Origin of the sequence: Clostridium sp. AF12-41 (assembly GCF_003461685.1) — a bacterium.
In the GTDB taxonomy this organism is placed as follows: Bacteria; Bacillota; Clostridia; order Lachnospirales; family Lachnospiraceae; genus Otoolea; species Otoolea fessa.
The window spans coordinates 213784-237417 of the sequence record NZ_QTXO01000004.1; the positions used below are offsets into that span (position 1 = coordinate 213784).

22 protein-coding genes and 1 pseudogene are annotated in these 23634 nt (G+C 48.7%); 21 read left to right on the forward strand and 2 right to left on the reverse strand.

Annotated elements, in window-relative coordinates:
- Nucleotides 1-220: 220 nt before the first annotated feature.
- Nucleotides 221-421 (reverse strand): cold shock domain-containing protein, encoded by a 201-nt coding sequence (locus tag DWV73_RS08435; RefSeq protein ID WP_022359797.1) that lies wholly within the window; start codon nt 419-421, stop codon nt 221-223.
- A 289-nt stretch (nt 422-710) separates the two neighbouring features.
- Here DWV73_RS08435 and DWV73_RS08440 point away from each other — a divergent pair, with 289 nt between their 5' ends.
- Nucleotides 711-1331, forward strand: a complete 621-nt coding sequence (locus DWV73_RS08440) for a DUF5662 family protein (protein ID WP_242995775.1) — start codon at nt 711-713, stop codon at nt 1329-1331.
- Between the two features lies 1 nt (nt 1332).
- On the opposite strand, the gene DWV73_RS08445 is transcribed toward DWV73_RS08440, so the two are convergent.
- Nucleotides 1333-2442, reverse strand: a complete 1110-nt coding sequence (locus tag DWV73_RS08445; RefSeq protein ID WP_107000167.1) for a ribonuclease H-like domain-containing protein — start codon at nt 2440-2442, stop codon at nt 1333-1335.
- Nucleotides 2443-2781: 339 nt separating this feature from the next.
- Between DWV73_RS08445 and tnpA the strand changes: the two genes are divergently transcribed.
- The 20 genes and pseudogenes from tnpA to DWV73_RS08550 all read left to right on the forward strand — a co-directional run bounded on the left by tnpA (nt 2782) and on the right by DWV73_RS08550 (nt 23550).
- Complete coding sequence (gene tnpA / locus DWV73_RS08450; protein WP_117796413.1) at nt 2782-3222, forward strand: IS200/IS605 family transposase; 441 nt, start codon at nt 2782-2784, stop codon at nt 3220-3222.
- Nucleotides 3194-4303 (forward strand): RNA-guided endonuclease TnpB family protein, encoded by a 1110-nt coding sequence (locus DWV73_RS08455; protein WP_347472258.1) that lies wholly within the window; start codon nt 3194-3196, stop codon nt 4301-4303. Before tnpA ends, DWV73_RS08455 begins: the two co-directional genes overlap by 29 nt.
- A 334-nt stretch (nt 4304-4637) precedes the next feature.
- Nucleotides 4638-4757, forward strand: a complete 120-nt coding sequence (locus tag DWV73_RS08460) for a hypothetical protein (RefSeq protein WP_117796415.1) — start codon at nt 4638-4640, stop codon at nt 4755-4757.
- 280 nt (nt 4758-5037) lie between these two features.
- Nucleotides 5038-7005: an NAD(+) synthase gene (locus tag DWV73_RS08465; RefSeq protein WP_181986239.1), complete on the forward strand. Its 1968-nt coding sequence runs from the start codon at nt 5038-5040 to the stop codon at nt 7003-7005.
- Nucleotides 7002-7796 carry an RNA methyltransferase gene (locus tag DWV73_RS08470; RefSeq protein WP_117796417.1) on the forward strand — a complete coding sequence of 265 codons (795 nt, stop codon included), beginning with the start codon at nt 7002-7004 and terminating at the stop codon, nt 7794-7796. The genes DWV73_RS08465 and DWV73_RS08470 overlap by 4 nt, the downstream gene beginning before the upstream one ends.
- 219 nt (nt 7797-8015) lie before the next feature.
- Nucleotides 8016-8453, forward strand: a complete 438-nt coding sequence (locus DWV73_RS08475; protein ID WP_107000164.1) for an NfeD family protein — start codon at nt 8016-8018, stop codon at nt 8451-8453.
- 5 nt (nt 8454-8458) lie between these two features.
- Nucleotides 8459-9397 (forward strand): SPFH domain-containing protein, encoded by a 939-nt coding sequence (locus tag DWV73_RS08480; protein WP_022359803.1) that lies wholly within the window; start codon nt 8459-8461, stop codon nt 9395-9397.
- Between the two features lie 291 nt (nt 9398-9688).
- Complete coding sequence (locus DWV73_RS08485; RefSeq protein WP_181357179.1) at nt 9689-9943, forward strand: DUF6637 family protein; 255 nt, start codon at nt 9689-9691, stop codon at nt 9941-9943.
- A gap of 5 nt (nt 9944-9948) precedes the next feature.
- Nucleotides 9949-10929, forward strand: coding sequence for a biotin--[acetyl-CoA-carboxylase] ligase (locus DWV73_RS08490; RefSeq protein WP_107000163.1), 981 nt, complete (start codon nt 9949-9951; stop codon nt 10927-10929).
- Nucleotides 10922-12112, forward strand: coding sequence for an A/G-specific adenine glycosylase (locus DWV73_RS08495; RefSeq protein WP_117796418.1), 1191 nt, complete (start codon nt 10922-10924; stop codon nt 12110-12112). Before DWV73_RS08490 ends, DWV73_RS08495 begins: the two co-directional genes overlap by 8 nt.
- 38 nt (nt 12113-12150) lie before the next feature.
- Entirely contained in the window at nt 12151-13071 is a 921-nt protein-coding gene (locus tag DWV73_RS08500; protein ID WP_117796419.1) for a YegS/Rv2252/BmrU family lipid kinase, read from the forward strand.
- A gap of 304 nt (nt 13072-13375) precedes the next feature.
- On the forward strand, nt 13376-14503 hold the full coding sequence (rpoD, locus tag DWV73_RS08505; protein ID WP_022359808.1) for an RNA polymerase sigma factor RpoD: 1128 nt from the start codon (nt 13376-13378) through the stop codon (nt 14501-14503).
- 274 nt (nt 14504-14777) lie between these two features.
- Nucleotides 14778-15458 carry an epoxyqueuosine reductase QueH gene (locus DWV73_RS08510; protein ID WP_181357178.1) on the forward strand — a complete coding sequence of 227 codons (681 nt, stop codon included), beginning with the start codon at nt 14778-14780 and terminating at the stop codon, nt 15456-15458.
- A gap of 129 nt (nt 15459-15587) precedes the next feature.
- Entirely contained in the window at nt 15588-16271 is a 684-nt protein-coding gene (locus DWV73_RS08515) for an HAD family hydrolase (protein ID WP_107000160.1), read from the forward strand.
- A gap of 129 nt (nt 16272-16400) precedes the next feature.
- Complete coding sequence (locus tag DWV73_RS08520) at nt 16401-17657, forward strand: metal ABC transporter substrate-binding protein (RefSeq protein ID WP_117796420.1); 1257 nt, start codon at nt 16401-16403, stop codon at nt 17655-17657.
- Nucleotides 17658-17745: 88 nt separating this feature from the next.
- Nucleotides 17746-18447, forward strand: a pseudogene (locus DWV73_RS08525) (ABC transporter ATP-binding protein); the annotation flags it as partial.
- Between the two features lie 147 nt (nt 18448-18594).
- The gene (locus DWV73_RS08530; RefSeq protein WP_117796421.1) at nt 18595-19422 is read left to right on the forward strand and encodes a metal ABC transporter permease; all 828 of its coding nucleotides are present in this window, start codon (nt 18595-18597) and stop codon (nt 19420-19422) included.
- Nucleotides 19423-19841: 419 nt separating this feature from the next.
- A complete protein-coding gene (locus DWV73_RS08540; protein WP_117796422.1) occupies nt 19842-21176 on the forward strand; it encodes an MATE family efflux transporter in 1335 nt (444 codons plus the stop codon).
- A gap of 244 nt (nt 21177-21420) precedes the next feature.
- The gene (locus DWV73_RS08545) at nt 21421-22596 is read left to right on the forward strand and encodes a CobW family GTP-binding protein (RefSeq protein ID WP_107000154.1); all 1176 of its coding nucleotides are present in this window, start codon (nt 21421-21423) and stop codon (nt 22594-22596) included.
- Between the two features lie 18 nt (nt 22597-22614).
- A complete protein-coding gene (locus DWV73_RS08550; protein ID WP_117796423.1) occupies nt 22615-23550 on the forward strand; it encodes a GTP-binding protein in 936 nt (311 codons plus the stop codon).
- The last annotated feature ends 84 nt before the right edge of the window (nt 23551-23634 follow it).

Consider the following 23634-nt stretch of genomic DNA (forward strand, 5'->3'; position numbering starts at 1 on the left):
AATAGATAGGGCTGCTGTGCGGAAAAAGGATATTTGGATATGTTCCGCATGGCAGGACAGAAAAAAGGTCACTGTTCACACATGTGTGAGCAGTGACGAAAAAAGGGATACTGCCGAAGCAGTATCCCTTTTTATAATCACTTTACTTAGATCAATATAACGTATTCGCAAAATATATATCAAACATATTTGGAAAACAGGTACACTGGAAAGTTGATGATTAAAGCTTGGTTACGTTAGTAGCCTGCGGTCCCTTAGCACCGTTAACAACTTCGAACTCTACCTGAGCGCCTTCCTCAAGAGACTTGAAGCCTTCCATGTTCAGTCCGGAGTAGTGAACGAATACATCGTTGCCCTGCTCGTCGCAGATAAATCCGTAACCTTTCTGGTTGTTGAACCACTTTACAGTACCTCTGTTCATATGATACCTCCAAAAAAATATAAAAAATAGTGATGGCCGCATGGATTTACGACCTGTTCCAAGAATAGCATAGTTTCATATTGATGTCAAACGTTTTCGCATAAAATTTCTGGAAATTCAGACATTTAAAAATAGTTAAATTTTTGTGGAAAATAAGGGCATTTGTTACTGTACACACATGTGTCCCAGTAACGGGTATTTTCCAGAAAGCCGCGAAAGAAAGTGGGGTTGTCAAACCAGAATACGGGGGGTAAAATAGGAGGAAAGAAAAGGGGAAAGAGGTAGGAAAATGAATTATATTTACAATGCGTATCATCATTTTTTGACGATCACGAAACATAAATGCGAGGTCATGAAAAACTGCTTTGCGGTAGGGCTGTACCGCCAGGGACTTCTGCACGACCTCTCCAAGTATTCCTGGGAGGAATTTGCGACCGGCGTTAAATATTATCAGGGAAACCGCAGCCCAAATGCAGCGGAAAAAGAAGAAAAGGGCTATTCGGCGGCATGGCTGCACCACAAGGGACGCAACAAACATCATTTCGAATACTGGATCGATTTTGCACCGGACAAGTCCTGGGGGCTTGTCGGCAATAAAATGCCCCTTCGCTACCTGATCGAGATGGTAATGGACCGGATTGCCGCGTCGAAGGTTTATAAGGGAAAAGATTACACGGATGCGTGTGCGTGGGAATACTTTGAAAGAGGCAGAGATTTTGTCGTGATGCACCCGAGGACGAAGTACCAGCTGGAATATCTCCTCACGATGCTGAAAGACCAGGGCGAGGAGAGAACCTTTGCGTTCATCCGGGCGCTGCTTGCACGGGAGAGGGCGAAAGAACAGGCAGTCCGGAGAAAACGGATGGGACACGTGATCCGGGAGATAAGAGAGCGTGGACGGGTGCTGTAATTTATAAGGACAATTCTCTCAGATAATTATGTAAGTACAGCACTGCCGTCTCTGGATCTGTGAAAAGCTGTTCTGAATACGGCACAAACAGCTGCTTACTCTTATAGTCTGCTTTCAGGCATTCATGCCACATCGGAGTGCCATCTGCAAGAAGCGGCTGCGGCACAAACAGCCCGGCTGCGCGGGTGTAGCACGTTTTGGCGGTTGCCTTCTTGCGGGCGGAGCGATCCACATACTGACCGACGCTTTTGTGGATGGCGCAGTCCTCGTAGATCATATAGTAATAATTCTCATAATCGCTGTAAAATCGTTTCAGTTCCCCGGAATATAATGGAAGGTCGAGCGTCAGGCGGTTTCCTTCCGCCGACAGCTCCAGATCACCGATGGAAAACTGGAATCCGCTTGTCAGAGAGACGGGACTTTCATAGTGAAGCAGCAGGTGCTTTTCTGAGTTTCCGTCCGCATATGGGATATCACGGCTTTCTGAACCTTTGAAAGAAAAATCGCCAGTCAGAAAATCCGGGTAGGCGAGAATCGGCAGAATCTGCGGCATTCCCTTTAAGTCATCCTCGTTATGGAGAATCAGAAGGTGTTTCAGCAGCTCAGAGTGCGTCTGTAAATATTCACCGTAAACCTCGATGAGCTGACCGCCGTTGTACTTATCTTCGCGGGCAATGCCGAGGAACCGCTCGATGCTTTTCTGTTTCAGATTTTCAAGTCCCAGCAATTTTTTTAATGGGCGTATTTTCTTATAAATATCAAAACTTTCAACCGCTTCAAAATTCCAGTCCTTTTTATAAAAAACACAGCGTTTCGTCAGAAATGGAATGTCAAACCCGTCGCCGTTGAAATGGACGAGGATGCGCTTTGTCCGGAGAAGTGCAAAAAAAGCGTCGAGAACCTCTTCCTCCGCATCCCTCGTCTCGGCAAAATACTGGGTCAGAATCCAGGTGTTTCCGTCGTGCCAGACGCAGCCGATCAGATAGACCGAGGCGTAGTCGCCGGAAAAGCCGGTCGTCTCGATATCGAAAAAAAGCAGATCGGAGATAGCTCCTAACCGTTTGGGCGGATAAGAGGAAGTAAAGGTCAGCGGATTTTGAATGGTGATCATTTGGCAGTATCCTCCTGTGTCGGTTTATAATGTCCGCTCCAGATCCGCATTGCGTCGGGGATTGGTTTCAGACTGTAACCTATGGCGTTATTATAAATTCATCGGAAGTGAAAAGCAACCGTTTAACAACACTTTGCAAGAATTATCCCATACTCTCTAGGTGGTGAGATGAATTGCCTTTTGGGAAAATCATGCAATATCTGGCATATTAAAACTGCACATATCTGTGCACATAAATGAAAATAAACATGTGAGAACAAATGTTCTAAAAGACATAGACAAACAAGTGTTCTCGTGTTATAATATAATCAGTCGAAAGCAAAAGGAAAGGCTGATTTTATGAGAAAATTAGATAGTAATGCACACTCAGTATTTTTACTCTATTATCATTTGATTCTGGTTATAAAATACCGAAAAAAGGTACTGACGGATCCTGTTTCTGATCGGACCCGGGAGATTTTTGAATATATCGCTCCGAAGTATCATGTTACATTAGAGGAATGGAATCATGATCGGGATCATGTTCATATTATGTTCCGGGCCCATCCGAAATCGGAACTCAGCAAATTTATCAATGCGTATAAAAGCGCAAGCAGCCGATTGATTAAAAAAGAGTATCCGGAGATTCGGCAGAAGCTTTGGAAAGAAATGTTCTGGAGCCAGAGTTTTTGCCTGTTAAGTGCTGGTGGTGCACCCATTGAGGTCATCCGCCAGTACATAGAAACGCAGGGAGAAAATAAGAGTGAACATCGTGTACCGTTTTCGGATTTACCCGAATAAATCTCAAAAAGAATTATTTGCAAGGACATTTGGCTGTGTGCGTTTCGTGTATAACCGGATGCTGGTAGAGAAGAAAGAATATTATGAGAAAACCGGAAAAGTATTAAAGGTTACGCCTGCAAAGTATAAGGCGGAGTTTCCGTGGCTGAAGGAGGTAGACAGCCTGGCATTGTGTAATGCACAGCTGCATCTGCAGACAGCCTATAAGAACTTCTTTCGGGATTCTTCGGTTGGTTTTCCGAAGTTCAAGTCAAAAAAGAATCCGGTAAGAAGTTATACGACAAACTGCGTAAATGGAAATATTACTTTGCAGAGTGGTAAACTGAAACTTCCTAAAGCAGGTTGGATCCGCATAAAACAGCATCGGAGTATCGATGATAGTTATATATTGAAGGGTGCCACCGTCAGCCAGGAAGCAGATGACAAGTATTATGTGTCATTACTATATGCGGCAGAAGAACCGGAATATGAAATTAGGTCAGTAAAAATCGCAATCGGACTTGATTTTTCCATGAGTGAATTGTATGTAGATTCCAATGGAGCTCATGCAGACTATCCTCACTTTTTCCGAAAGTCCCAGGAAAAACTTGCAAGGGAGCAGCGCAGGCTGAGTCATTGCGAAAAGGGGAGCAGCCGTTACATGAAACAGAAAAAGAAAATAGCCAGACTCCATGCTCATATTGCACGTCAGCGGAAAGATTATCTGCACAAGGAATCCAGAAAGATAACCAATTTTTATGATCTTGTGTGCATAGAATCTTTGAACATGAAAGAAATGAGCCAGGATTCAAGGTTTGGAAAGAGTGTTCATGATAATGGATGGGGAATGTTTACTGATTTTCTTTCCTACAAATTAGAACGTGCCGGTAAGAAACTGGTTCGTATCGATAAGTGGTACCCCAGTTCAAAAATCTGCAGCTGCTGCGGAAAACTCAAAAAAGATCTAAAACTGGAAGACCGTATGTATAGCTGCACCTGCGGAAATCAGATGAACCGTGATGAGAATGCAGATATCAATATTTGCAGGGAAGGGTTGAGGATATCGGGAGTTGAACTTGATACAGAAAGAAAAATTTCCTGATTTTCCCCAAAACGTAGATTTTGTTCGGGACTGCGTAGATACGAAACAGTCCCGTTCATAATAACAGAACCGTGGGACACACGGGGATAGCTCGCCTATGCTTTGCCCAATAGGGCGAACGAGAAGCCCACACTTCCAGCGTTGGCTAAGTGGAGGGAGTATGTCGCAATGACAAAACAATAACACACCCGGTATCGTGAAATATCCGTTCTGGCAGTTGAGTAAAAAGAAAAACAATTTGTAAACCCTCAGTGGTACAAGTTTGGCAATCTTTTGAAATTCCGATATACTAGAAAATGTCGGAAGTGACAGCAGGAAATGTGGTTGTACCAATATGGCAATTCGGGAATTTTTGGCGGAAAGACTGGCAGATTATGAGATCCCGCGCGAATTTGCCTTGCTAAAGGAGTTTCCAAAGACTGAAAGCGGAAAGATTCGTAAAAAAGAACTGTGAAAATTGCTTTTTCTTGTCGAAAAAAGAAAAAGATTTATTGTGCAAAATGACAAAGGTGACGTTGACAAAATTGGAAAAGAGTGGTATATTTACATATAGCAATCAAACTATTTAATGTAACGGTTGTGAACGTGACCGGAGAGCTGCTTTCTGTGGGGGAAAAGCGGCTCTCTTTTTATGTCATAGGAAACTTCGTCCTATGTGTTTGACTTTTTGTATAGTGACCGCTACAATAAATATGTGTTTCTAAAAATCATTTATAAGGGAGACAAACCATATGATAAGAGATGGCTTTATCCGGGTTGCCGCGTCAACACCGGAAGTGAAGGTGGCAGATGTAGAGTACAACCGGGAACAGGTTTGTGAACAGATAGAGGAGGGGCGCAAAAAGGGCGCTTCGATTATGGTATTTCCAGAGCTGGTGCTGACGGGATATACGTGCGGTGAGCTGTTTATCCAGAAATCGCTGCTGGCGAAGGCAAAGGAAGAGCTTAGGAAGCTGATCGCCTTTACAGCTGGCGATTCAATGCTTGTATTTGTAGGACTTCCGTGGGAATACAACAATAAATTGTACAATGTGGCAGCGGCGATCCAGGATGGAAAGCTGCTCGGTCTGGTTCCGAAGAGATGGATTCCAAACTATTCTGAATTTTATGAGGGACGTTATTTCAACCCGGGCTGGGAAAAGACAATCGACGTTTCCTGGGACGGTTATCAGGTGCCAATGGGAATGAAGCTTTTATTTTCCTGTGACAATGTGGAAAATCTCGTCGTGGGGGCGGAGATCTGCGAGGACGTCTGGGTTTTAAATCCACCGAGTATTGCACACGCGTCGGCGGGGGCAACGGTGATCGTCAACTGTTCTGCCAGCGATGAGGTGACAGGCAAGAGCGAGTACCGCAGAAGTCTGATCAGCGGTCAGTCGGCGCGGCTTCTCTGTGCGTATATTTACGCCAATGCGGGCGAGGGAGAGTCTTCCCAGGACCTCGTTTTTGGCGGCCAGAATATTATCGCTGAGAATGGCAATATCCTGTCGGAGTCAGCGCGATTTGAGAATCAGACGATCTACGCAGATATCGATTTGGAACGTCTGGAATGTGAGCGCCGCCGGATGACGACCTATCAGACAGAAGGCCGTGAGGATTACCGGTTTGTAAGCTTTACGCTGGATCGGAAACCGCTTGCGCTGGAGCGCGCGATCGATCCGACCCCGTTTGTCCCACACGATGCGGGCAGCCGGAACCGCCGCTGCGAGGAGATCCTTTCGATCCAGGCGATGGGATTGAAAAAACGTCTCAAACATACCGGATGCCGCCATGCTGTCGTTGGTATTTCAGGCGGTCTGGATTCAACGCTGGCACTTTTAGTAACCGTGCGCGCCTTTGATTTGCTGGGGATTCCGCGTGAAAATATTCTGTCTGTGACGATGCCGTGCTTTGGTACGACTGACCGGACGTACCAGAATGCCTGCCAGCTCACGAAAAAGCTGGGTGCAACCTTGAAAGAAGTCGATATCCGAGAGGCAGTTACTATCCATTTCCGCGACATTGAGCAGGATCCGTCGGTTCATGATGTAACGTATGAAAATTCACAGGCACGCCAGAGGACGCTGGTTCTGATGAACCTTGCCAATAAGATCGGCGGTCTTGTCATCGGTACCGGCGATATGTCGGAGCTGGCGCTTGGCTGGGCGACCTACAACGGCGATCATATGTCGATGTACGGTGTCAACTGCTCGGTTCCGAAGATGCTGGTGCGCCATCTGGTGCGCTATTATGCAGATACCTGTGGCGAGAAAGAGCTTTCTGATATTCTGCTGGATGTACTGGATACGCCGGTCAGCCCGGAGCTTCTGCCGCCGGAGGAGGATGGAAAGATCGCACAGAAAACGGAGGATTTGGTTGGTCCTTATGAGTTGCATGATTTCTATCTCTACTATATATTAAGATTCGGCTACCGTCCGGGCAAGATTTACCGCCTGGCGCGTCAGGCATTTGACGGTGCTTATGATAAGGAAACGATCCTTAAATGGCTGAAGGTGTTCTACCGCCGTTTCTTCAACCAGCAGTTTAAGCGTTCCTGCCTGCCGGATGGTCCGAAGGTAGGTTCTGCTGCAGTATCGCCGCGCGGCGACCTGCGTATGCCGAGCGATGCGTGCAGCCGCCTGTGGCTGGAGGAGCTGGAAACACTGGATGAGGATTGCGTTTACGGAGTGCCGGAGACGAAAGCGGCAGGAGGCAGCCTGTGATCGCGAGCACGGGCAATGCCCGTGTCAGAGCGGTGACGGCGCTTGCAAAGAAAGCAAAAGCAAGACGGGAACAGGGCGTCTTTTTGGTGGAAGGTCCGAAGATGTTCGGGGAACTGCCGGTGGAGAAACGCCGCGAAGTCTATGTGTCGGAAAGCTTTCTGCGCCAGCAGGGCGAAAGAGCGGAAAAACTGCTGGCAGGCTGCCGATATGAGACGGTGACGGATGAAGTCATGCGCCATATGTCGGACACCCAGACACCGCAGGGAATCCTGGCGGTAGCGGAACAGTTTTCCTATCAGCTCTCAGATGTGCTGAAAAATAGCCTGGACGGAAAGGCACCGGAGCTTGTGATTCTGGAGACGCTGCAGGATCCGGGTAATCTGGGAACAATCCTGCGTGCCGGAGAGGGGGCGGGTGTGACAGGCATCATTCTTGACCGTGGTTCAGCTGATATTTACAGCCCGAAGGTCATCCGTTCCACGATGGGCTCGATCTACCGGGTGCCGTTTATCTACACGGACGACCTGCATCAGACGATCGCGGAAGTGAAAAAGCAGGGAATCCGCCTCTATGCGGCGCATTTAAAGGGGAAACATAACTACGAAGAAGAAAATTATACAGGTCCGTCCGGCTTCCTGATCGGAAATGAGGCAAATGGTCTGACCGAGGAGACGGCGGCGCTTGCTGACGCGTGGGTGAGGATTCCGATGGCTGGAAAGGTTGAATCCCTCAATGCAGCGGTGGCGGCTTCGGTGCTGCTGTTTGAGACGGCACGGCAGAGACGGCAGTAAATTGCATTTTTTGAAACAATGTTTTAAGCCGGATAGTTTGTGCAAATAGAGAGCTGTGAAGAAATAAATTGAACTGCAGATCGATATGTTCCATTAAGAAGTTTGTAATAAAACCGTAAGTTCAAAAACAGAGCTGATTGGTTGATAAATGTCAGAAAATATCGTATACTAGTTTTAAGATATCAGGGTCAAAAGACCTATATGGAAGGAGGGGATGACATGTCAGTATGGTGTGTCTGGCTGGCGGTGTTTGTAGTGTGTATCGGGCTGGAAGCAGCGTCGATGGCGCTGACTTCGATCTGGTTTGCTGGAGGCGCTCTGATTGCGTGTGTCCTGTCGATCGCGGGAGTGAATCTTTACATCCAGATGGCAGTGTTTGTCGTTGTTTCATTCCTTCTTTTGTATTCAACAAGACCATTGGCACTCCGGTATATCAATCAGAAGACGGTGCGGACCAATGTGGACGCGCTGGTGGGTAAAAAAGCGCGGGTAACCGCAGAGATTGATAACGACGAGGCGAGAGGGACGGCGATGGTGTCCGGTCAGGAATGGACGGCACGCTCGGCGGATGGAAGCCGGATTCCGAAGGATACGATGGTACAGATTCAGGCGGTCAGCGGCGTCAAGCTGATTGTCAGCAAATGTAAGGAGGAGTAGGAAATATGGGAGCAGTTATCAGTTTTCTTGTCATTGCAATTGTGGTACTTCTGATTTTGTCATCCTGTATCCGGATTGTGCCGCAGGCACAGGCATTAGTCGTAGAGCGTCTGGGTGCTTATCTGGAGACATGGTCGGTTGGCGTGCATTTCAAGGTGCCGTTCATTGACCGCGTGGCAAAAAGAGTCATTTTAAAAGAGCAGGTTGTAGATTTTGCACCGCAGCCGGTTATCACGAAAGATAACGTTACGATGAAGATTGATACGGTTGTATTTTTCCAGATCACGGATCCGAAGCTGTTTGCGTATGGTGTTGAGAACCCGATCATGGCGATCGAGAACCTGACGGCGACCACCCTTCGAAATATCATCGGTGATCTCGAACTTGACCAGACCTTAACCTCCCGTGAGACGATCAACACGAAGATGCGCGCTGCACTCGATGTGGCGACAGACCCGTGGGGAATCAAGGTAAACCGTGTTGAGTTGAAAAATATCATTCCTCCGGCAGCTATTCAGGATGCGATGGAGAAACAGATGAAGGCAGAGCGTGAGCGCCGTGAGTCCATTCTCCGTGCCGAAGGCGAGAAGAAATCGACGATCCTGGTAGCTGAAGGTAAGAAAGAGTCCGCGATTCTGGAAGCAGAAGCAGAGAAAGAAGCGGCGATCCTGCGTGCAGAAGCACAGAAGGAGAAGATGATCCGCGAGGCAGAAGGCGAGGCGGAAGCGATCCTCAAAGTTCAGAAAGCGGAAGCAGACGGACTTCGCTTCATCAAGGAAGCAGGCGCGGACAATGCAGTGCTGCAGCTCAAGAGCCTGGAGGCATTTGCCAAAGCAGCGGACGGCAAGGCGACGAAGATCATCATCCCGTCCGAGATCCAGGGCATTGCCGGTCTGGTAAAGGGTCTGACGGAAGTTGGCACGGATGTTCAAAAGGCAGAGTAGCCGGGAGTGAGCGGCTCTAAGTTATAAAAAGAAGGTATAAGAAAAGGCTGATGGTTATGTAAAGCAGGAACCGCAGCCTTTTTCGATTTCTTTTTTGACAAGCCTGCGGACATTCGGTATAATATCCCATAGTGATATGTATACCCATATATGTTGATGAAAGGGTATATGCAAGAAGCTATGTACTATATGAAGAATGAGGCTGTTGTTTGCGAATATAAGTAAGGAGTGGATGCGTTGAACTTGCAGGAAAAAAGAAAGAAAAGCGCGAATATCGCGTTTGCCCTGGATATGCTTCATATCGTAGTGGGTATATTGATCGTGATATTTGCGGTTCTTGCGTTTCTGAACCCGGATGAAAACCGGATTTTGTTTCCGGTAATCTTTCTTCTGGCGGCGGTACTGAATTTTGCCAATGGCTATGACCGCTATCGCCGGGGAAGGGGAAGAAAGCATCTGCGGACCGGCGGAATGATCCTGATGGCTGTGGGAGCAGGATTGTTCCTTTTATGTATTGTCAGTACACTTACAATATGGTGGGGGTAATAAAAGTGAAAACAGAAGTTTTGCGAATGTTAAAAGAAACGGATGATTACCTGTCCGGACAGGAGATCTGTGAGCGTTTAAATGTATCACGGACGGCAGTCTGGAAAGTTATCAAACAGTTGGAGGCAGAAGGATATGAGATAGAGGCGGTTCGGAACCGCGGTTACCGGCTGCGTTTCCTGGGCGATGTTCTCAGCCAGGCAGAGCTGGAGAGCAGCATCGACAGCGAGTGGGCTGGAAAAAATATTTTATATTTTGACGAGACAGATTCAACCAATACCGAGATCAAGAAAGCGGCGGAGAAAGATGCCCCGCACGGTACGTTGGCAGTCGCGGATTATCAGTCGATGGGAAAGGGACGCCGCGGAAGAAGCTGGGCGGCGCCGCATGGCGTCGGCATCTGGATGAGCCTGCTTCTGCGCCCGGAGCTTCCTCCGACCTGCGCGTCGATGCTGACGCTGGTGGCGGCTCTGGCAGTTGCCGACGGGATTCGGGAGGTTTGTGATCTGGAGGCAAAGATCAAGTGGCCGAACGATATCGTCGTCAATGGAAAGAAGGTCTGCGGTATCCTGACCGAGATGAGCACGGAATTAGAGTGTATTAATTATATCGTGACTGGTATTGGTATCAACGTGGCAAATCACGAGTTCCCGGAGGAAATTCGGGATGTGGCAACGTCTCTGTATCTGGAGACAGGAAAAGAAGTGCGCCGCAGCCAGCTTATCGCCGCGATCATGCGTGCGTATGAGGGATATTATGATAAATTCATGGAAAACCAGAACCTAAAATCCCTGATGGACGTTTATAACAGCCGTCTGGCAAACTGCGGTACACAGGTGCGCGTCCTGTCTCCGGGCAATGAGTATACGGGCATGGCGCTCGGAATTGACGAGATGGGCGAACTGCTGGTCCGCACAGAAGACGGAAAGGTGTGCAAAGTGATCTCAGGAGAGGTATCTGTCAGGGGCATTTACGGATATGTATAAAGATTTTTATGCGTCGTTGAAGCCTTTAGAGGGGGAAATACCTTATGCGGAAGAAGAGAGGCTGGCGGCATCCGGCGCGCCATTGCTCTTCTGGTACCGGAAAAACCGGCGGCTCCTTCCGTGGCGGGAGAATCCGGAACCGTATTCGGTCTGGATTTCGGAGATCATGCTGCAGCAGACGCGGGTAGAGGCGGTCAAACCGTACTTTGCCCGTTTTATGGAAGCACTCCCGGACATCACCTCGCTCGCGCAGGTGGACGAAGAGCGGCTTTTGAAGCTGTGGGAGGGACTTGGGTATTATTCCAGAGCCCGGAACCTAAAAAAGGCAGCGGTCTGCCTGATGGAAGACTACGGCGGTCAGATGCCTGCGTCGCGGGATGAGATATTGAAACTTCCGGGCATCGGAAGTTATACAGCCGGGGCAGTTGCGTCGATCGCGTATGCTCTGCCGGCTCCGGCGCTGGATGGAAATGTGGTGCGTGTTCTGACACGCCTGTTTGCTGACCCACAGGACAGCACGAAGCCGGCGCTTCGAAAGAAATATGAGCGGCGCCTGGAGGCGGAACTTGTGCGCCGGACGGAGGAAAGAGATTCCTATTTGTCAGCCGGTGATGATGCCGGTGAGGTTTCCACGGCATTACGGTCAGAAGAGCTATTTCATCCAGGTGAATATAATCAGGCATGGATTGAACTGGGCGCGCTTGTCTGCATCCCGGGCGGACGTCCGCTCTGTGAGAAGTGCCCGCTGGAATCCCTTTGTCTGGCGCACCGGCGGGGAGAGGAGGAGCAATATCCGGTCAAGCCGCCGAAAAAGCCGCGCCGGATCGAGGAAAAAACGGTCTGCCTGATTGAGTGGGAGGATACGGTGGCGATCCGCAAGCGCAGCAGCAAGGGATTGTTGGCGTCCCTCTACGAATATGTCAATCTGGACGGAAAAAAGAGTGCGGCGGAGGCAGCGAAAGAACTGGGGATCGCGGAGGCGGATATCAGGGAAACCGAGGATCTGCCGGATGCAGTCCACATTTTTTCCCATGTTGAATGGCATATGTGTGGACGCAGAATCCGCTTGAAACGGGCATCCGGCTATCAGGATAAAACAGTTTTGATGGTGCGCCGGGCGGAGCTGCAGGATCGCTATCCGATCCCCAATGCATTTCGCGTGTATACAAATATATTAATATGAAATACTGTTAGTGTGGGGAAACAGGAGAAATGGCGATTATGAAAAAAATGCTTTTTATCATCAATCCGAGATCTGGCAAAGAACAGATTCGAAGTCGTCTTCTTGAAATTTTAGATAGTTTTGTAAAGGCGGGCTATGGACCGTCTGTTTATATTACGCAGGGACCGAAGGACGCGGAGTATCAGGCGGCACGTGCGAAAACGAAGGAACTGGTCGTGTGCAGCGGCGGGGACGGTACGCTCAACGAGGTGGTATCGGGGCTGATGACGATCACCCCGGAAAAGCGCCCGGAGTTAGGATATATCCCGTCGGGTTCCACGAATGATTTCGCATCCAGTCTGGGACTTCCGAAAAATATGCGGAAAGCGGCGCAGACAGCTGCGCTGGGAAAACCATTTCTGGTCGATGTCGGTATATTCGGCAAAAACCGGTATTTCGTCTATGTGGCGGCGTTCGGAGCATTTACGGAGGTATCCTATTCGACCCCGCAGGAGACGAAAAATATTTTGGGGCATCAGGCATATATGCTGGAAGCCATCAAACGCCTGACAGGGCTTAAATCCTACCGGATGCGCCTTACGTGGGAACATCTGGGGGAGCAGAGAGAATTGGAAGAGGAATTTATTCTGGGAATGGTGACCAATACGACCTCGATCGGAGGTTTTAAAGGACTGGTTGGTATGGACGTGGCGCTGGATGACGGGGAGTTTGAGGTGCTTCTGGTCCGGAAACCGCGCACGCCGCTTGACATTGCAAGTATTGCTGCTTATCTGATTCAGAGAGAGGGCGAAAATGAATGCGTATTCAAGTTCCGCACCTCGAAACTGACGGTACAGTCGGAGGAGCTGGTGGACTGGTCGCTGGACGGTGAGTTTGGTGGAAGTCAGACAGAGGTCGTGATTGAAAATAAACCAAGAGAGATTGCGATCAGGGTGCCTGAAGTTACGGTTCGCGGGTAGGCACTTTTGTAACCGAAAGTGCCGTAAGAAAACGTGGTGGCAGCAGGAATTTGCCGTATTTAAATGCGAAGCCACGGCAAATTGCGTTGCTGGGCACGTATGCGTGAACAGTAACTGCCTAAATAGAAATAGATCGAAAAATTTCGAAAATTGTTGAAAAATAGAATTTAATCGTATATAATGTACTTTCGGGATATTGCAGGGAAAGGTGCAGGGAAATAAGAGCACACAAACAATCGAGGGACAATATCACGTTAGATATAAAGAAACTTCTAAGCGAAATAAATCGAAAGGACGTTAATTCGTGGAGAAAGAAAATTTTTTAGGTAAGTTAAGGAAACTGGTAGAGTTAGCAAAGTCCAAGCAGAACGCGCTGGACGTGACAGAGATCAATAACTTTTTTATGGGCGATAATCTGCAGACAGAGCAGATGGAGCAGATTTACAATTATCTGGAGCAGAATAATATTGATGTCATTCCGGAGGTGATCGATGATTCGATTCTCAAGGAAAATGATTCGATGCTCGATGATGATGTGGATGATGAATTCCTCAAGAACGAGGAAGAGGATATCGATCTGGATGCGATCGATCTGTTAGAGGGAATCGGCACGGAAGATCCGGTCCGCATGTACCTGAAAGAGATCGGTACCGTTCCGCTTCTGAGCGCGGAGGAGGAGATCCGCCTTGCAAAGCGCAAAGCAGAGGGTGATGTGAATGCAAAAGAGCGCCTGATTGAGGCAAACCTGCGCCTGGTTGTCAGCATTGCAAAGCGCTATACAGGACGCGGCATGAGCTTTCTGGATCTGGTTCAGGAAGGCAATCTGGGTCTTATTAAGGGCGTTGAGAAGTTTGATTATACAAAGGGTTATAAGTTAAGTACATATGCGACCTGGTGGATTCGTCAGTCTGTTACAAGGGCTCTGGCGGATCAGGCGAGAACTATCCGTGTCCCGGTGCATATGGTAGAGACGATCAACAAGATGTCCAAGATGCAGCGTAAGCTGACGCTGGAACTGGGCTATGAGCCGTCGGTGGCAGAGCTGTCCGAGGCGCTTGGCATGTCCGAGGATAAGGTCATGGAGATCATGCAGATCGCACGTGAGCCAGCTTCCCTGGAAACCCCGATCGGTGAGGAAGACGATTCCAATCTGGGTGATTTCGTAGCGGACGGCAACGTGGTAACGCCGGAAGGTAATGTAGAATCTGTTATGCTGCGTGAGCACATCGATGCATTGCTTGGAGACCTGAAGGAGAGAGAGCGTCAGGTTATTATTCTCCGGTTTGGTCTGGAGGATGGACATCCGAGAACCCTGGAAGAGGTCGGAAAAGCATTCAACGTAACGAGAGAGCGTATCCGCCAGATCGAGGCAAAAGCACTTCGTAAATTAAGAAATCCGGTCCGGAGCAAGCGGATTCGCGATTTCCTGTAAGAGTTGTATCATTTTGGTAAAAAGGGAAATTTGTTTGGAATTTCCTGAAAGGTTTAATAAAAAGATAAAGCAGTTTGTACCCGTCCGTGGGTACAGGCTGCTTTTTCAAGTTTTGGAGAATATGAATTATTGTGCATATCTTCATATGACGTCTAAGGATGGAAATGATGTTTGTCAGGAAAGAAGCGTTTCGGATAGAAATATCGCGTGCTGGAAGGAAAATGCACGGACAGATGGGAACTTATAGAAAGAGGAGAGAAAAATGTCGGAACCAATGAAAAATCCGCCAGCCAGAAAGACACAGACGGCGAAACGGAATTATCAGAAAGAAATGGAAAAAGTGCTGGATGCAGCAGTCCGGGACGGCAGAGTTCCGACTTTATTTCTCCACAGCTGTTGTGCGCCGTGCAGCAGCTACGTGCTGGAATATCTGTCGCAGTATTTTTCAATTACGGTGTTCTACTACAATCCGAATATTTCACCGAAAGAGGAATATGAGGCGCGCACGGAGGAGGTACAGCGGCTGATCCGGGAGCTTCCAGCGGTGCATCCGATCCGGTTTGTAGAAGGAAAATACGACCCGGAATGCTACTATGAGGCAGTCCGGGGGCATGAGAAGGATCCGGAGGGCGGCGAGCGCTGCGGTATTTGTTTTGAGATGCGCCTACGGGAAGCGGCGAAGCTGGCAGCCGAGGGCGGCTATGACTGGTTCACGACGACCCTCACGATCAGTCCGCTCAAAAATGCCGGGCGCCTCAATACGATCGGGCAGGCGATGGGAGAAGAGTATCATGTGGCATTTCTGCCGTCGGATTTCAAGAAAAAAGAGGGATATAAGCGCTCGATCGAGCTGTCGGCGCAGTATCATCTATACCGTCAGAATTACTGCGGATGCGTGTTCTCGAAGCGGGAGCGTGAAGAGCAGATGCAGAAGGAGAGGCAGGAAACATCGTGATTTGCGGGGCGATATGTTTGGTCGAAGAGGAGTTTGTATGGATGATTGCCTGTAGCTGTGAAAGTATGAATCGGCTGTGAGGGGATAGAAAGTTACAAGAAAAGATGGAAACAGAAAGGAAGAAACGCAATGTACCGCTTATGTATATTTGATTTGGATGGAACTCTTTTAAATACGGTTTATGCGCTGACTTATGTGACAAATTTAACATTGGATGCATTCGGACTGCGCCATGTTACACCGGAGGAAACGAAACGGATCGTGGGAAATGGATACCGGATGCAGATGAAGCGCGCGCTGGTGCTGGCGGGGGACGAGAAGCTGGTTCATTATGAAGCGTCGCTTCCGATTTATATGGAGAATTTCTCTAAATACTGCCTGAAAGACGTAGAGCCATATGACGGTATCCGGGAACTGCTGGCGTCGTTAAAAGAGATGGGTGTACATGTGGCTGTCCTTTCGAACAAGCCGCATGAGCAGGCAATTGTGAATATTGAGACATTCTTTGGGAAAGGATATTTTGATGTGGTGCGCGGCGAGCAGGCGGGAACGCCGAAAAAACCGGCTCCAGACGGGGCGTTCGCCATTTGCCGGGAACTGGGTATAAAACAGGAAGAGTGTCTGTATCTGGGCGATACGAATACAGATATGGAAACTGGGCTGAATGCCGGAATGGACACGGTCGGCGTGCTCTGGGGCTTCCGTGACCGGGAAGAGCTGGAAGGCTGCCACCCGCAGTATATTGTGGCACATCCGTCGGAAGTAGCGGAGATTGTGAAGAAAAAGAATGAGTCACATGGAAGAATGGAGTAGTGTCTGTGTTTGTTCATAGCTGTGAAAAGAGAAACAGTTGTGAAAGAAAATGATATTTGAAATAGTAATTCGAAATGTTTATTGAAAAACATTTACTGAAATAGAAGAAGTTAAGGGTAAAAAAGAAATATGGTAAAACACAAGAATGGATTTAAATGTAAATGGATATCATGGATGCTTGCTTTTTTGATTGCCTTTTCCTGTGTTCTTACAGCGTGTACGCCACGGCGGGGAACTGCATCGTCTGATTCATCGTCGAATCCGTTAAAAGGGGCAGATGCGTCTGGTGATACGCGCTTAAACGTTGTGACGACGCTATTTCCGTATTACGATTTTCTCCGGCAGATTGCCGGGGATTCGATTCGGCTGACGATGGTCGTTCCGGCGGGCATGGACAGTCATTCGTTCGAGCCGACGCCGGCGGACATGATCACGATCCAGAATGCAGATCTGTTAGTCTGCAACGGCGGTACGATGGAACAGTGGCTTTCGCAGGTGCTTGATTCCTTCGGGGAAGGCATCGGACCGAAGCGCGTCGTGACGATGATGGACTGCGTGGATGTAGTGCAGGAGGAGATCGTCGAGGGCATGGAAGATGGAGAGGCGCACGATCATGGACATACGCATGTTCATGCGGATGGAACAGTTCATGCGGGTGATCACGATCATGAGTCGGAAGATCATGCTCACAGTGAAGAAGAACATGAGCCAGAGGACCATGTTTACAGTGAAGAAGAACACGACACAGAAGAGCATATTCACAGCGAGGATGAGCATGATGTGGAAGATGTGGCGGTTCATGATGAAGATCACGCTCAGGAGTATCTGGATGAGGACGATGGTCACGGCGTCGAGATTGAATATGACGAGCACATCTGGACATCCCCGGTCAATGCGAAAAAGCTGGCCGGCGTGCTGGCGGAGGTGCTGGCACAGGAAGATCCGGCGCACGCGGCTTCCTATGCGGAAAACTGCGCGTCCTATCAGGATAAATTGACGGAATTGGATGCAGAATTCAGAGAAGTTGTCTCCCATGCCAAGCGCCGTCTCATCGTTTTCGGTGATAAATTTCCACTCCGGTACTTTTTCGATGAGTATGGGCTGGAATACAGGGCGGCATTTTCAGGATGCAGTACGGATACGGAGCCGAGTGCCAAGACGATCGCCTACCTGATCGATAAGGTGCGGGAGGAACAGATACCAGCCGTCTATTACCTGGAGCTTTCCAGCCCGCGCGTGGCGGAGATCATAGGGGAAGAGACGGGCGCGGAACCACTGTTGTTCCACTCCTGCCACAATGTGACGAGACACCAGTTTGATTCGGGCGTTACCTATCTGGAATTGATGGAGCAGAACGTAAAGAACTTGAAAAAGGGATTGTCATAAAAAGAATAGATGATTATGGGAAAAGTCTTTAGCCATGGTGAATGTTTATGACAATAGAAGAGTAGAGCAGTAGTGAAAGGAATTATAGATGGGATTACTCTTAAAATGTGAGCATGTAGGTTTTGGTTATGAAAACCAGGATGCGGTGCTGGATGTGAACCTGGAGGTAAATGAGGGCGATTACATCTGCATTGTCGGGGAAAATGGTTCGGGAAAAAGTACCCTGATGAAGGGCATTCTGGGACTTTTAAAACCGACTTCGGGCAGGATTGAATATTCGGAAGAATTAAAAAAAGCCGGTATTGGTTACCTGCCGCAGCAGACCGACGCGCAGAAGGACTTTCCAGCGACTGTGTTTGAGGTGGTTATCTCCGGGTGCCTGGGAAAACGCGGCAGCCGCCCGTTTTATTCGATGAAAGAAAAGAAAGAGGCGCGGGCAAATCTGGATCGTCTGGGAATCCGTGATCTGGAAAAAAGCTGTTTCAGAGAGCTTTCCGGCGGTCAGAAACAGCGTGTTCTGATCGCGCGGGCGCTCTGTGCGACGGATAAGCTGCTGATTCTTGATGAGCCGATCACGGGACTCGATCCGTCGGCGATTCTGGACTTTTACCAGCTGATCCGGAAACTGAATCAGGAAGAAAAGGTTGCAATCCTGATGGTTTCCCATGATATGGCAAATATTGTGCATCAGGGAGGAAAAATTTTGCAGATGCGGCAGAAGCCGCTGTTCTGGGGTACGATGAAAGAATATGTGAAGAGTGAGATTGCTCATTCTTTCCTGGGACGGGAAGAGTTGGCAACTCTGGGGCACAGATGCGGAGTGCCGATGCAGAAGGATGGAATCAGAAAGATGCAGAAGCCGGAAATGGGTTCGGAAACTGATTCTGAAACGAAACAGCATTTGAAAGACAGAAATGCGGAGAAGGAGGTGTAGAAGATGGGAATTATATCTGAAATGTTATCATACCCGTTTATGGTGCGGGCGCTGATCGGCGGTCTTTTAGTCTCTCTCTGCGCCTCTCTGCTGGGTGTCAGCCTGGTGCTCAAACGCTACTCAATGATTGGAGACGGTTTATCCCATGTTTCGTTCGGATCCCTTTCGATTGCACTGGCGGCAGGCTGGTCACCTTTAAAGGTTTCGATTCCGGTGGTCGTGCTGGCGGCATTTTTCCTGCTGCGGATCACGGAACATGGAAAAGTAAAGAGTGACGCTGCGATTGCGATGATCTCGGCCAGTGCGCTTGCAATCGGTATTATCGTAACTTCCCTGACAACCGGTATGACGACCGATGTCAGCAGCTATATGTTTGGAAGCATTCTCGCGATGAGCCGGGAAGATGTCCAGTTTGCGGCGGTGCTTTCCATGGTGGTGCTTGGATTATATCTTTTTTGCTATAACAAAGTATTTGCGGTTACCTTTGATGAGAGCTTTGCCAAGGCGACCGGCGTCAATGTATCGCTCTATAACGTGCTGATAGCGGTTCTGACCGCGATCACGATCGTGATTGGAATGCGGATGATGGGCGCGATGCTGATCTCCAGTCTGATTATTTTCCCGGCTCTGACCTCCATGCGGGTGTTTAAGAGCTTCCGGGGGGTGGTCATCGCATCGGGGATTCTGTCGCTGATCTGTTTCTTTGGAGGAATGGTGCTGTCCTACACGTACTCAACACCGGCGGGCGCGAGCGTTGTTGTGGTGGATCTGGCGGCGTTTCTGCTCTTTTCGCTGATACAGAGAGGGATAGCTGCTACTGCCCGCAAATAGGATGTTTTTTGTAGAACATACACATTCTGTATGCTCATGTTTCTGTTCACGGGTAGGCACTTTTGGAACCGAAAGTGCCGTAAGAAAACGTGGTGGCAGCAGGAATTTGCCGGGGAGTGGTTGACAAATAAAATGGCTTGCGGTTATAATAATATCCGGTTGCCGGAATGGGCAGATCGCCAGCAAAAGCTTGCGGAGTTGCTGGTCGGCGATAGAAAACGAAAATCGAATAGCTTGTCTAAGCGTTAAAGAGACTATAGGGTTTGTACTGTTTCTGAGATAAACAGTAAAGTCCGTAGTCTCTTTTTTATTTGATAAGAAATGCTTTGCAGAAGAACCCCAGGTGTTTTTTTTCTGCGAAGAATGTGTCAGAAACGCTCATGAAAAGTGAAAAATAAAAAAGGAATGGAGATGGAAAAATGGATCAGACCTACATGAAAGAAAAACCAGTTGTCCCGCTGCTGCTTTCGATGGGAATCCCGGTCATCATATCGATGATCGCCGGGGCACTCTACAATATCGTGGACAGCATTTTCGTGGCAATGATCAGTGAGGACGCGATGACGGCGGTTTCGCTTGTCTATCCGATCCAGAACCTCGCGCACGCAGCCGGGGTTGGGTTTGGCGTTGGTATCAATGCGATGGTGGCGAGACGCCTTGGCGAAGGAAAAACACGGATGGCGAACCAGACAGCATCGCAGGGAGTATTTTTAAGTGCCTTACATGGAATGATTTTAACGATTTTAGGAATGGCGGTGATTCCGTATTTCCTGCGGATGTTTACGAGCGATGAGGTAACGATTTCCTACGGACTGACGTATTTTTGCAATGTGTTTCTGTTTTCAACGATCGACACGATGGGAATGGCATATGAAAAGGTCTACCAGTCGGTTGGAAAGATGAAAATATCGATGGCAGCCGTCTTGATTGGATGCGTCGTCAATATCGTGCTGGACCCGATCTTTATCTTTGGATTAGGCCCCATGCCGGAACTGGGAATCCGCGGTGCGGCGTGGGCGACAGGAATCGGGCAGACGGCGTCGCTGCTGTTTTATTTGATTTTAAACCATGTGAAACCGTTAAATGTGGAGATTTCGCTGCGGGAAATGCGTCCGTCGAAGGAGATCTGCGGCGGTATGTATTCAGTCGGAATCGCGGCAACACTCAATATGGCGCTGACATCCCTGCTTCTGACGGCGCTCAATGCGATTCTGGCACCATTTTCGCAGGTATATATTCTGGTGCTGGGTGTTTACTACAAGCTGCAGGCACTGCTTTATCAGGGAGCCAGCGGCGTGGTGCAGGGAATGCGCCCGCTGATCGGTTACAATTACGGTGCAGGCGAGCAGGAGAGGGTGAAAAAGATCTTCCGCGCGGCCTTCATGATTGTTGGCATTATCATGACAGCGGGAACCCTGCTTGGCGAGCTGGTGCCGGATTTCCTGATGGGGCTGTTTACGCAGACGCCTTCGACGGTGGAGATCGGCAGAACGGCGCTCCGGCTCATCAGCCCGGGCTTTGTCATGTCAACGGTTTCCGTCATTGCTTCTGGCGCGTTTGAGGGACTTGGAATGGGACTTAAATCTCTGAAAATTTCCCTGATGCGCTATGCTGTGATTATCATTCCGATCGCATTTGTGCTCAGCCGGATCATCGGTCCTATCGGTGTCTGGCACGCGTTCTGGCTGGCAGAGCTTATCACGGCAGTGTATGCTGGGGCGAGCTGGAAGCGGACGATTACTGTGTCTTTATAGGGCGTTTTTGGTCTCAAAAAGGCTGCATATACGTGAGGCTAAAAAAGTTACTGTTCACACGCGCCCAGTAACGGGATTTTGCCGATGCTTGACTTTACTAGGTATTTGTGTAAAATAATAAGTGGCTGATCGGAACTTCGGCAGATTCGGGCGATGTAAAGCTATGCATTGCCGGGATGCCAGGTACCGGGCGGACAATGATTTACAGTCAGTACACATTTGTACAGAAAAGAAGGTAAGTAAAATGACAAAGATTGATATTATTTCCGGTTTCCTGGGTGCAGGAAAGACTACGTTTATTAAACAGCTTTTAAAAGAAGCAATTTCAGGCGAGAAAGTCGTTCTGATTGAAAATGAATTTGGACAGATCGGCATTGACGGCGGTTTTTTAAAAGACGCTGGCATCGAGATCCGTGAGATGAACTCCGGCTGTATCTGCTGCTCTCTGGTCGGCGATTTTGGACGTTCCCTCGAGGAAGTTCTGACCAAATATCAGCCGGATCGTGTTATCATCGAGCCGTCAGGCGTCGGCAAGCTGTCTGATGTTATGAATGCAGTAAAAAATGTAGCTTCTGAGATTGAGGTTATGTTAAACAGTGCGGTTACCGTGGTAGATGTCAACAAATGCCGTATGTATATGAAGAACTTCGGTGAGTTTTTCAACAACCAGATCGAAAATGCAGGCACGATCGTGTTAAGCCGTACCGATGTAGCGGATCCGAAGAAGGTACAGGGCGCGGTTGAGATGCTTCGCCAGCACAATGCAAAGGCAACCATCGTGACCACTCCATGCAGCGAGCTGACCGGCGCACAGCTTCTTGAGATGATCGAGCAGGAAGACGATATGGCAGAGGAGCTGATGAAAGAGGCAAGAGAGCATATGCATGAGCATCATCACCATCATGATCATGACGATGACTGCGATTGCGGCTGCCATGACCACGATCATGAGCATCACCACCATGACGATGACTGCGACTGTGGCTGCCATGATCATGATCACGAGCATCATCACCATGACGATGACTGCGATTGTGGCTGTCATGATCACGATCATGAGCACCATCATCATGACCATGATGACGAGTGTGGCTGTGGCTGCCATGACCACCACCACGATCACGAAGGACACCATCATGCAGATGATGTATTTACAAGCTGGGGCTTGGAGAATGTCGGCGTGATGAAGAAAGAAGATCTGCAGAAGATTCTGGATGATCTGGCTTATGGTGATAAATACGGCGAGGTTCTGCGTGCGAAAGGCATGGTTCCGAGTGAAGAAAAGGGCGTATGGCTGCATTTTGATATGGTTCCGGAGCAGGCTGAGATCCGTGAGGGAGCACCGGATTTTACCGGAAAGGTGTGCGTGATCGGTGCCGAGCTGGACGAAGAGGGTCTGAAGGCAGCGTTCAACGCGTAAATACAAGGAGAATGAACTATGAATGAAGATAAGATGCCGTTGTTTCTCATCAATGGTTTTCTGGAAGCTGGAAAAACCCAGTTTATTAAATTTACAATGCAGCAGGATTATTTCCAGACCGAAGGAAAAACACTTCTGATTGTCTGCGAAGAGGGCGAGGAAGAGTATGATGAGGAGCTTTTAAAGCAGACTCATACAGCGGTTGTTTATATAGAGGAAGCGGAAAAGCTGACGCCGGAATACCTACAGGATCTGGAGTTTCTTTACAATCCGGAGCGAGTTCTGATGGAGTGGAACGGTATGTGGAATCTGGATGCCCTGAAACTTCCGAACGATTGGGATCTGTATCAGCAGATTACGATCATCGATGGTTCCACATTTGATTTATACCTGCAGAACATGAAACCATTGATTGGTGCCATGGTCCGCAACACGGAAATGATTATCATGAACCGTTGCGACGAGATCGAGGATTTGGATGTATACCGCCGTACTTTAAAGGGCATGAACCCGCAGGTTCAGATCGTGTTTGAGGACGCAGAGGGCGAAATTGAGGAAGTGACCGAAGCGGATCTTCCATTTGATGTCAATGCCGAAGTGATCGAGATTCCGCCGGAGGCATATGGTATCTGGTATATTGATGCGATGGATAAACCGGACCGTTACCGTGGAAAGACCGTTGAATTTACCGGCATGGTACTGAAAACCCCGGATTTCCCGAAGAACAACTTTGTTCCTGGACGTATGGCGATGACCTGTTGCGAGGCAGATATGACGTTCTTAGGTTTCATGTGCAAGGCAAAAAATGCCCGTCTGCTTGAGACGAAAGACTGGGTCAAAGTACGTGCCCGCGTAGAATATGAGTATATGCCGGAGTATGAGGGTGAAGGTCCGATGCTTTATGCAGATTACGTGGAAAAGGCAGAGCCGATTGAGGAGATTGTGCAGTTCTAAGATTTGCAACGGAAAGCTGTGTTTGAAAGAAAAGGTGTGCCCCGGAGTGTGGAAGACTCCGGGGTTTTTAAAAAAGAAAGAGAA

Excerpts from the sequence above, each read along its gene's own strand:
- DWV73_RS08510 (WP_181357178.1), top strand. The coding sequence starts at position 14,778 with ATGAAAAATCCGCCAGCCAGAAAGACACAGACGGCGAAACGGAATTAT.
- DWV73_RS08435 (WP_022359797.1), bottom strand. The coding sequence starts at position 421 with ATGAACAGAGGTACTGTAAAGTGGTTCAACAACCAGAAAGGTTACGGA.
- DWV73_RS08520 (WP_117796420.1), top strand. The coding sequence starts at position 16,401 with ATGGTAAAACACAAGAATGGATTTAAATGTAAATGGATATCATGGATG.
- DWV73_RS08495 (WP_117796418.1), top strand. The coding sequence starts at position 10,922 with ATGTATAAAGATTTTTATGCGTCGTTGAAGCCTTTAGAGGGGGAAATA.
- DWV73_RS08485 (WP_181357179.1), top strand. The coding sequence starts at position 9,689 with ATGCTTCATATCGTAGTGGGTATATTGATCGTGATATTTGCGGTTCTT.
- DWV73_RS08440 (WP_242995775.1), top strand. The coding sequence starts at position 711 with ATGAATTATATTTACAATGCGTATCATCATTTTTTGACGATCACGAAA.
- DWV73_RS08545 (WP_107000154.1), top strand. The coding sequence starts at position 21,421 with ATGACAAAGATTGATATTATTTCCGGTTTCCTGGGTGCAGGAAAGACT.
- tnpA (WP_117796413.1), top strand. The coding sequence starts at position 2,782 with ATGAGAAAATTAGATAGTAATGCACACTCAGTATTTTTACTCTATTAT.
- DWV73_RS08445 (WP_107000167.1), bottom strand. The coding sequence starts at position 2,442 with ATGATCACCATTCAAAATCCGCTGACCTTTACTTCCTCTTATCCGCCC.
- DWV73_RS08530 (WP_117796421.1), top strand. The coding sequence starts at position 18,595 with ATGGGAATTATATCTGAAATGTTATCATACCCGTTTATGGTGCGGGCG.
- DWV73_RS08540 (WP_117796422.1), top strand. The coding sequence starts at position 19,842 with ATGGATCAGACCTACATGAAAGAAAAACCAGTTGTCCCGCTGCTGCTT.
- DWV73_RS08475 (WP_107000164.1), top strand. The coding sequence starts at position 8,016 with ATGTCAGTATGGTGTGTCTGGCTGGCGGTGTTTGTAGTGTGTATCGGG.
- DWV73_RS08515 (WP_107000160.1), top strand. The coding sequence starts at position 15,588 with ATGTACCGCTTATGTATATTTGATTTGGATGGAACTCTTTTAAATACG.
- DWV73_RS08460 (WP_117796415.1), top strand. The coding sequence starts at position 4,638 with ATGGCAATTCGGGAATTTTTGGCGGAAAGACTGGCAGATTATGAGATC.
- DWV73_RS08500 (WP_117796419.1), top strand. The coding sequence starts at position 12,151 with ATGAAAAAAATGCTTTTTATCATCAATCCGAGATCTGGCAAAGAACAG.
- DWV73_RS08480 (WP_022359803.1), top strand. The coding sequence starts at position 8,459 with ATGGGAGCAGTTATCAGTTTTCTTGTCATTGCAATTGTGGTACTTCTG.
- DWV73_RS08550 (WP_117796423.1), top strand. The coding sequence starts at position 22,615 with ATGAATGAAGATAAGATGCCGTTGTTTCTCATCAATGGTTTTCTGGAA.